The sequence below is a fragment of the Pirellulales bacterium genome (assembly GCA_036490175.1).
GTDB lineage: Bacteria > Planctomycetota > Planctomycetia > Pirellulales > JACPPG01 > JACPPG01.
Genome location: DASXEJ010000004.1, coordinates 1 through 9,654, shown reverse-complemented (window position 1 = coordinate 9,654; position 9,654 = coordinate 1). Strand labels below are relative to the sequence as shown.

The window sequence follows — 9,654 nt, the reverse complement described above, 5'->3', positions numbered from 1 at the left end:
CCATGCCCGCGACTACGAACGTAACACCGAGACCAGCGAAGCCATGATCTATATCGCCATGATCAGCCTCATGTCACGCCGCCTGGCACGCACAAAATACATTTGAAAACACGTTCTTAATGCTATTTCCTTCGATTCACGCTATGAGGGATACCTATGAGCAAAACTAAGCAAGCCGTTTGGAATGGCAGTCCGCTTCATTCGATAATCGAAAGTCCACATGAATATACAGTCGTTCGCTTCGATTATCACAACGACCCAGATGACTGGAAAAACTCACACGTTGATCTGGTTCTTCGCCGCCAAGGCGAGGTCAGAAGGCTTCGATTTCTTCGTCCACAATCCTTGAAAATTGAAGAGGGATTTCCGTCTCCAACGCATGGCATGATTATTCTCGACATTCGCGATCGGAAATGGGACGGTCTCAATATCGAAGTCGCGGATTTCGAGGCATCACCTGGCAAGATTCTGTTTTATGCGCAGGATGTCGTTGACCTAGATCGGCCAAATTAGAGCGTGCCAACTTCGATGGCAAAATCGCTACGTAGCCATTTTCCTTAACCTAGTGCCATTCATCAGTAATGGCTACGCGATGGCCAGTAATTTCTGGCCCCTAGACCGTGCGCTGCTATTGGCACCTTCGCCGCGGGTCATGGCACCGATGCCGTTTCGTTACCGGCAGCGGTCAGCAAGGCGCGCAAGGTAGCCGGATCGATATCGGCGAGGAAACGGACCGAGCCATCGGCCAGCAGCACGTTGGTCGCGTGCGCTTTGTGCTTGCTGCGAATCCCGCCGGCTGCTGGCGGATCGATCGCAAACGGGATGTTGGCAAACTCCAAATCGCGCGGCTGTGTCCAGGGAATGTCCAGATCGGCCACCTCGACCACGGCGATCGTGTTGGACAGTCCGTCGCTAACTTCATCCGGCTTGCGGCTGGCCGCGCCCGGCCAAAGAGTCTCTGGACCTACAACGGCCACGAAGTTTGATGTGCCCGGGGTAGCATGAAAATCGCTGGCGCAGCGATAAATATTATAAGGCATGTGGTCGATCAGCTTGCGGTTATTGGGCCCATCCCACGGTTCGCTCAGATCGTAAGCGTTGGTAAGTTCCGTTGCTTCAAAATAGGGTATTACCAAGGCCCGCCAACTGTGCATGGGGCGGTCCTCGTCATCGGCGACGTACGCCGGAGGAAAAGTGCCGAAGGCACTAATGTAATTCTGCAGCGCCAGACCAAGTTGCTTCAGCCTGCATTGACATGTAGCGCGCCGTGCCGCCTCGCGCGCCGAACCAATGGCGGGCACTAGAATCGCTGCTGCGAGGGCAAATAGCGCTGCTAGGACAAGTAGCGCCTTCAATATTCCAAAACGCGATGCGCCGCGCGGGATCGGCTCTGCGCCCGAGAATGAATGCTCATCGCCCGCAGAATCCGGACCGTCGAACGTGGACATGATGCATGCCCTCCGCATCCATCTTACCAAAGGGATGCGGTTCGTTCACGCCGTTTTGTTTTTGCGATCGGCCGCCAAGGCTTGCGCCAGGTAACGCCCCGTGACGGATTCGGACACGCGAGAAACGAACTCGGGCGTGCCTTGCGCGACAACTCGGCCGCCGTCGGCCGCCGCACCGGGGCCGAGGTCAATAATGTAGTCAGCCGCTTTGATGACCTGCAGATTGTGCTCGACGACGATCAACGAATGGCCGACAGCCAGCAGGGCTTCGAAGCAATCGAGCAGTTGCACGATGTCAAAAAAGTGCAGCCCGGTGGTTGGTTCATCGAGGATGAACAGCGTTCGCGAGCGCCGCGCGGTGGACATGTAGCCGGCCAGCTTCAGCCGTTGCGCTTCGCCCCCTGAAAGCGTGTTGGCGGGCTGGCCGAGCCGCAGATAGTCGAGCCCTACGTCGATCAGCTTCTTGAGGGCGGCCTGCACTTTGGGGCTGCCGCGGAAGAACGTGAATGCCTCGCGCACGGTCATATCCAGCACGTCGGCAATATTGCGGCCGCGATAGGTAACGTCCAGAATTTCGTCGCGGTAGCGCCGGCCGTGGCATTGCGCGCATTTCATATACACGTCGGCCAGAAACTGCATGTCGATCTGGATATAGCCGTCGCCGTGGCAGGTGCCGCAACGCCCACCTTCGACGTTGAAGCTGAAATGGCCGGCCGTGTAATTGCGGGTGCGCGCTTCGAGCGTGTCGGCGAAGACGGCGCGAATCTCGTCGAACGCCTTGATATAGGTGACAGGGTTCGAACGGGGCGAACGTCCGATCGGGCTTTGATCGACCAGGATCACGTCGTTAATTTGGCCATCGCCAAAGACATCGTCGCAGTCGGTCGGCGGCGGACCCTCTTTGCGCATCCGCCGGCAGAGGGCCGGATAGAGCGTGTCCTCGACCAATGTGCTTTTGCCTGCGCCGCTCACGCCCGTTACCACGCACAGTAACCCCAGCGGGAACTCGACCGAGAGGTTCTGCAAGTTGTTGCCGCGGGCGCCGGCCAGGCGGATCCAACCATGATTCGGCTGACGTCGCTTGTCGGGCGTGTGGAACATGCGACGGCCCGACAGGTAATCTCCGGTCAGGCTGGCAGTACATTCTTCCATCGCGCGCGGCGTGCCCTGAAAGACCACACGTCCACCGCGCTCGCCAGCACCAGGGCCAATCTCGACCACCATGTCGGCCGCACGGATCAGGGCTTCTTCATGCTCGACGACGACCACGCTATTGCCGCGATCGCGCAACCCTTGGATCGCCTTCACCAATCGCGACGTGTCTTGCGGGTGCAAGCCGACCGATGGCTCGTCGAGAACATAGAGCATGTTCACCAGGTTCGAGCCCAGCGCCGACGTCAACGAGACTCGCTGCGATTCGCCCCCCGAGAGCGTACGCAACGTGCGATCGAGCGTCAGGTAGCCCAACCCTACAGTGCGCAAAAAGGCGAGCCGGGCTTGCACCTGTTCTAGCATCGTGCGGCTAACGGATTTTTCCCAGTCGGAAAGCTCGAGCGCGCGCACGAACGGTTCTGCCTGGTCGACCGGCAGGGCGCAGATTTCGGCAATGTTCTTGCCGCCGATGCGCACTGCCAGCGCCGCAGGTCGCAGCCGTGCGCCATGACAGGCGGGGCAGGGGCGATAGCTGCGCCAACGACTGAGAAACACCCGTACGTGCATCTTGTACTTGCGTCGCTCGAGCCACGCGAAGAAGCCGCGCAGCCCGCCGAACTCGCGCTCCGGCACACCTTCGAAGATCAGGCGTCGCTGCTCTTCGGTCAGTGTGGCGAACGGGACGTCGACCGGCAGGGCATAGTCGTCGGCCAACGCCACCAGCTCGTCCCGTTCGTGGGAGTAGGCCGGGGTGTTCCAAGGGGCGATGGCCCCTTCGCGGATCGATTTTTGTTTGTCTGGAACGACCAGGTCCATGTCGATGTCGACGATGTTGCCAAAGCCTTCGCATTCGGGACAGGCTCCCAACGGACTATTGAAACTGAATAGTCGTGGCTCGGGGGTCACATACTCTAACTGACAATCGTCGCAGACCAATTGTGTGCTGCGCGTTACGCGGCGCCAGGGTCGGCCGTCGAGCGTAATTGGCACTCCGCCGATATTGCCGGCCGCGGCGCCGGCCTCGTCGATGAGCAGGACCACCTGGTCGTGCCCTTTTTCGAAGGCCGCTTCGATACTTTCGCGCAATCGTTCATCGCTGGTATTACCAGCCGTCAGGCGGTCCACAACCACGGACCAATCGAGCGAAGTGCCCCGCGTGGATTCTATTTCCTGTATCTCAGGTCGAGGTGAGGGCGGGCGTGGGCCATCGGATGGGTCTTCGTCGCGCTGAGTCTCGGCATCGGCGTGCACGCGGCTAGCTGTAGAGGGCTCTGCCTCGTCGTCGCTGTCGAAATCCGATACATCTTCTGGCGCGAGCTGCCGTTGTGGCGAAGAAATAGATGCTTCTTCAACGTCAGAAACGTCGTCCTGTTCCTCCTCCGAGAAGAGAGGAAGCGAGGGAACGACAACAGATTGTCCGCTGCCTGTTTCGTTGCGGAGGCTCGCAAGGTCGACAACCTGATCGGCTATGATCGCGCGCACAAAACCATCTTCCAGCAGCCGCGCGGCCAGTTCTGCTCGATTCGCAGTGGCGGAAGCCGGCCAGGTAAAGGCGACCATGTAGCGTTTCCCGGCTGGCAGGCTTGCGAGTTCCGTGGCCACGCTTTGCGGAGTGTGACGCAGCACCTCGCGGCCGCACTTCTGGCAGAACACGCGACCGATGCGTGCCAAGAGCAGCCGCAGATAGTCGTAGCTTTCGGTGGCCGTGCCGACCGTCGTACGGCTCGAACGGGCACTGGTCGAAGCCGCCACCGCGATGGCCGGTGATATGCCTTCGATTCGCTGGGCTGCCGGCTTCTCCAGACGCTCGAGGAATTGTCGGGTGTAGGCCGAAAAGCTCTCGATATAACGGCGTTGCCCCTCCGCATAGAGCGTGTCGAACGCCAGGCTGCTTTTGCCGCTGCCGCTAACCCCGCAAAAGACAATCAATTGCCGTTGCGGCAAGTCGAGGTCAATGCTCTTGAGGTTGTGTACCTCGACGCCACGTAACGAGATGATGCGGTCGGCCACTACAGTTTCCTCTGCCGGCTGCTGAGAACAATAACGCAACCTGTTATGATACTTTCAAGTCGGGGGCGAGGCCACCGCCTGGGAACCAGCGATCTGTTCGCGCTGGCCAAGCGCAAATCGTACCCACGACCGTGAAGGGCCACTTATGTACGTAACGCATCCCGTAAAACGTGCTGCGCGGCTAGCAGGCTGCGTCGCGTTTCTATTATTGTGGACCGGCGTAAAAAGCGTTGCCGCCTACACGATACCGGCCGCCGCGAGCTACCAATTCACGCCTGGCCAAGAGTTGGTCTACGAAGGCACCAAGCAAGATTGGTTTGGCAAAAATGACCCCGCCGATTTGGCCATCTCGTGGCGATTGTGGGTATTGGACGTCGATAAACAGGGTTGCGGTGACCTGTTGATCGAATATTGCGCCAAGCGCGGTGCCGAGGTCGAGGAGCGGTACTTGTTCCGCGTGGCAGTCGAATGCGACGGTCGCACTCATTGGAATCCAACGCTCGCCGCCCTGCCCGCCTGGCTCTCGCCGCGGCAAATCGTGCCACAGCTACCGACGGACGAGGAAACGCAGAACGGCGCGTGGCGATGTGTCGAACCTCGCTCGGGTATGCGCTGGGAATATCGTCGCAACGAGGGAACCGATGACAGCCGCCTCGACTTCGTCGCCACTTGCCAGGGTCCCTTGGAAGATGTATCCGTCGGCTCGCTGCAATTCGACTTCGAGTTCGATAAAGCCGCAGGGCATCTCGTACGCTTCCACTCGCAAGGAGAATGGAAGGACTACAACGAGCACAACGAAGAGACTCTCGCGCTCACGAACGCAGCGACCCACGATGCAGCTTTTACGCGCACCCTGCGGGCTGACGTCGAACGTCTCTTCAGCACTGTCGAAGAATGTCGGCAACTCGTGGGGCGCCACGATATGGCAAAGCTCGTACGTCCTTCGTCCGAGGGCACACTGACAGAGCGGTTTGCCAAAGCCAAGGCGTCGCTCGTGGCGGCGCAAGCGGCCAATCAATCGCCGCAACTGGACGAGCACTACCAAGGCCAGCTCCAAGCCCAAGAGCGCCGCGCGGGCTATCTGCTGGGAGAAAACGCCACAAATTCCCGCTTGCAAAGTGTCGCCAAGGCGATCGACCAGCCGTCTCCCGAGTGGACCGCCGAAGACTTGCAGAAGTCGTCGCATGCGCTGGCAGATTATCGCGGCAAAGTGGTCGTGCTGGACTTCTGGTTCCGCAAGTGCAACTACTGCATCCGCGCGCAGCCGCAATTCGAAGCGGTCATCAACCGCTTCAAGGATAAGCCCGTTGCCTTTCTCGGCGTAAACATCGACGAGAATCCCGCCGACGCGGATTTTGCCGTTGCCCAATTAAAAACGACGTATCCTACGCTGCGAGGTATCGAAATCCAGAAGCTGTACCCAGCCTCCGGAGCGCCTACATGGATTGTGATTGATCCGGCGGGCATTGTCCGCGCTGTCCATGTCGGGTATTCCGGTTTTCTCGAAGAGGAGCTTACAGAGACCATCGAAAAGTTGCTAAAAGTCCCCGGATAACGGGCATTGTTTTTGAACGGATCGTCCCGCATTGCAACCGCGCGAGTCCCCGACCGCATGACACAAGCGTTTAACGACAATCCGGAGTTTGCCAAGCTGCTGGCGCATCGTGACGACGGTGTCGATTTGGTGCGGCTGATGTTGGAATTCGCGGGCGACGCATACCCAGATCTGAATCCGGGCGCACCGCTTGCGAGCATTGCCGCGTTGGGTGACCAGGCACGCGCCGCGGTCGAACACGCAGCCAAGGACGGAATCGAAGCACAGCTCGCGGCCGTCAGCGAGTTGCTCTACGAGCAGGTAGGATTCCGCGGGAACCAAGAGTCTTATTATGATCCGCGCAATAGCTATTTGAACGACGTTCTGGCGCGACGACTGGGTATTCCCATTTCGTTGGCCATCCTGTATGCGGCCGTGGGGCGGCATGCCGGACTCGATTTGTATGGCGTCGGCACGCCGGGGCATTTTGTCGTGGGCTGCCGTAGCGCAGGAGAAACTTTGTACGTCGATCCTTTCACCGATGGGGCGGTGCTGGACGAGTATTCTTGCCGCGAAAGGATCGATCGCGTGCTTGGTCAAAGCGGCGTTGTGAACAGCGAACATTTTCGACCGGCCACGTCGCGTGAGGTAGCTGCCCGCGTGTTGCGTAACCTCAAGGCGGCGCACGCGATGCGAGACGCCTGGCCGGCGGCCTTGCCCGTGCAGTTGCGGCTGACGGCATTGTTGCCAGATGTGCTGGACGAGCGGCGCGATTTGGGGCTGATTCATTTGCGCAACGGCAATCCTCACCCCGCCGTGGCGCTATTGGAAGAGTACGTGCAGGCGAGCCAGGGAGAATCGGCCGCGGCAGTACAACCGTTTTTGAAATCCGCCCGGCGCATGGCGGCCGAGAGAAACTAAACAGCAAGCGTCAGGCGTTGCCAGCTACCTTCACCGGCAACTGACACTGCTTGTTTCAGAATTCTCTCGCTCTGGCCCCTGGCGACGGCAGGGCGATTCATTTCCCCCCAGTGCCCCGATACGCGATGGCCCGGCGCACGGCCGGTGGAAGTGTCGCGTTTTCGCCTTTGATCGAATACCACAGAACCTCGTTCAACTCGAAATCGTTAACGCGGTCGTACTCGCTGAAGTCCATTTTGCTCGATCGTTCGGCGCCGTAAGACAATGCCGTATTCTTGGCGTCGAGGTTGATGCGCGCGGGCAAGTGCGTATAGGGGGTCAAATCGGCCTTGTCCGTAAACGAGCCGTACATCGGATTCGCCGCCGCGTCGTATTGGCTCAAGGGAGACAGGCCCAGAATGAGTTCCATCGTCCGCAGCATGCTCACTGTCGTGTATTGCGTGCTGTCGAGTTGCTTGCGCTTGGTGTACGGGCTGATCACCAAGCCGATCGTACGGTGGGCGTCGACGTGGTCGGGCCCATTCTGTGCGTCATCCTCGATCACAAAGATTGCCGTTTCAGGCCAGAACTTGCTATGCGAAACGGCTTCGACCAGACGGCCCAGCGCCAGATCATTGCTGGCTACGCATGCCTGCGGCGTGAAGGCGCCAGGGGTCGTGCCCGAAGTGTGGTCTTCGCCCAGGCTCATCACGATAAAACGGGGCAGGTCTCCTTGCTGTTCGTAAGCATGGAACTCCTTGAGAAAGGTCGCGACATTGTCGGTATCGCGCGATCGCTGGCCTGGCATCTTGGGCACGCCATAGTCGGGGCACATGTGGCCAGCCAGGCCTGGCACGGCGCCTTCGACGCGAATCGAGCCGTCAGGTTGGCTGACGCGGCGACCGTACTCACCATAGCTACGGTAAGATAAACCTGCTCGGGAGCACGCATCCCATATGTAGCCGCTGGGGGCATTCGACAAGTCCCCCTCGTCGTCATCTTCAACCCCTTCACGGCTTGAGTAGGTCAGCGTCCAATCGCGCGCGATGTAGTCCGTGTTATAGGCCATCGTCGACCAGGGATGCCCGTCGCGCGAGACTTGGCCATTGCAGTACAAGTTGTCGAGGAGGACGAACTCTTTGGCGAGATTGTGGTGGTTGGGTGTGATCTCTTCACCGAACATCACCAGGCTCGGATCGGCATTCGAGACGGGAATGTCGCCAAATATCTGATCGTACGTGCGGTTCTCCTTGATGATGTAAATAACATGCTTGATCGGAGACGGATCGCCGATTTTAGTGGGGACCGCGGTTTTTAACTCGCTGGGTGTGCCTGCCAGTAACTTGTCTGAATAAGGACAATTCTTGTAGACCCGTTCCGTGTAAGAGGCCAACTGTTCGTCGTCGGGAATCGGGATGATCGACAGGGCACCTGACAAGGTTGTGCCAATGTAGGGGAAAGGAAGGCGGCGCCGCTCGATCGCATCTTTATCTTTAGCGTCTTGATCGGCCGGAATGGGATTGGCCTTGGTTTGATTTCCCTTTCCGACGCCAACTAGCAGGGTCTTGCCGTCGGGCGTGACGGCCACCGACGTCGGATACCAGCCGGTCGGGATCATCCCCTTCACCTGGCTTTCGTTTTCTTCCTCAATGTCGACGACCACGATGCAGTTGTTGTCGGCGTTGGCCACGAACAGCGATTCGCCGTCGGGCGAAATGGCAAGGGCGTCCGGTGTGCTACCTTCCGGCGCGCGAGGAAAAAGCGTGGTCATGATGGTTTCGGTGATGATGCCGCGTCGCGTGTCGATCACAGACACGCATTTGCTCGAAGCACAGGAGACGAACAACCGATCATCCGTGGGGTGCAGAGCCAGCTGATTCGGATGCTCGCCGGTAGCGATCCGCGAAACGGTGCGCAGATCGGCCGGGTCGACTGCCAGCACCGCGCGGCCTGCCCAATCCGAGACATAGAGCCTCGATCCGTTGCGCGCCATCACAACGTCGTAAGGACGATTGCCGATTTTGGAAATACGATCTTCACCTTGGCCGCGAAGGTCGATTTCGCGAATTGTGCCGGAGTTGATATCAAGCGTATAGAGCTTGTCCCCGGCGCGCGACATGGTCAGCCCGCTACGGAACCGGCGATCTGCTCTGCGTTCTTCCTTGGAACGTTTCGATTCGTCGGGCTCGTCGGGACTTGAACGAACCAGTTCTCCCCCCTTCAAGTCGTAGCCATGCAGCATGTCGGCGCCGCCGCCAGCCCACCAGACCTTATCCTGAGCTGTGGTGGTGGCGAGGCCGAACCAACTCTGTTTCACTCGCTCGCGATCCGTGATTTGTTTGTCGCTCAGGTCGACGACAACCAACTCATGCTGGTTGTATCCGCTGCTGGCGACGAGCACATGCCGGCCGTCCGCCAAGGGAATGATATTGAGCGGCATGTCAGTGAGCGTGACTTGCTCTCCCACTGGCGTGAGAGTCCAGCCGTTGGGAAGCAGGAAGCCATCCTCCGCGCGGCCGACAACACGCGGTTTGGAGGGCGCATCCGCGGCTGCTGACAATTCGACTAGCAAAGCGCAAAGTGAAAGGACAACGAGAAAGCTCAGGCGAC

At 59.2% G+C, this 9,654-nt stretch carries 6 protein-coding genes; 3 read left to right on the top strand and 3 right to left on the bottom strand.

From position 1 onward, the window contains the following. Nucleotides 1-156: 156 nt before the first annotated feature. Nucleotides 157-513: a hypothetical protein gene (locus tag VGG64_00345; GenBank protein ID HEY1598017.1), complete on the top strand. Its 357-nt coding sequence runs from the start codon at nt 157-159 to the stop codon at nt 511-513. 137 nt (nt 514-650) lie between these two features. On the opposite strand, the gene VGG64_00340 is transcribed toward VGG64_00345, so the two are convergent. Together VGG64_00340 and uvrA are read right to left on the bottom strand one after the other, a co-directional pair. Then, nucleotides 651-1,448: a DUF1559 domain-containing protein gene (locus tag VGG64_00340; GenBank protein ID HEY1598016.1), complete on the bottom strand. Its 798-nt coding sequence runs from the start codon at nt 1,446-1,448 to the stop codon at nt 651-653. A gap of 45 nt (nt 1,449-1,493) precedes the next feature. Next, nucleotides 1,494-4,610 (bottom strand): excinuclease ABC subunit UvrA, encoded by a 3,117-nt coding sequence (gene uvrA, locus VGG64_00335; GenBank protein HEY1598015.1) that lies wholly within the window; start codon nt 4,608-4,610, stop codon nt 1,494-1,496. 145 nt (nt 4,611-4,755) lie between these two features. Between uvrA and VGG64_00330 the strand changes: the two genes are divergently transcribed. Beyond that, nucleotides 4,756-6,165, top strand: a complete 1,410-nt coding sequence (locus tag VGG64_00330; GenBank protein HEY1598014.1) for a TlpA disulfide reductase family protein — start codon at nt 4,756-4,758, stop codon at nt 6,163-6,165. A gap of 57 nt (nt 6,166-6,222) precedes the next feature. Continuing rightward, nucleotides 6,223-7,065 carry a transglutaminase-like domain-containing protein gene (locus VGG64_00325; GenBank protein HEY1598013.1) on the top strand — a complete coding sequence of 281 codons (843 nt, stop codon included), beginning with the start codon at nt 6,223-6,225 and terminating at the stop codon, nt 7,063-7,065. Nucleotides 7,066-7,162: 97 nt separating this feature from the next. On the opposite strand, the gene VGG64_00320 is transcribed toward VGG64_00325, so the two are convergent. Then, nucleotides 7,163-9,654 (bottom strand): alkaline phosphatase family protein (locus tag VGG64_00320; GenBank protein HEY1598012.1); only part of this gene is annotated, 2,492 nt, incomplete at its 5' end.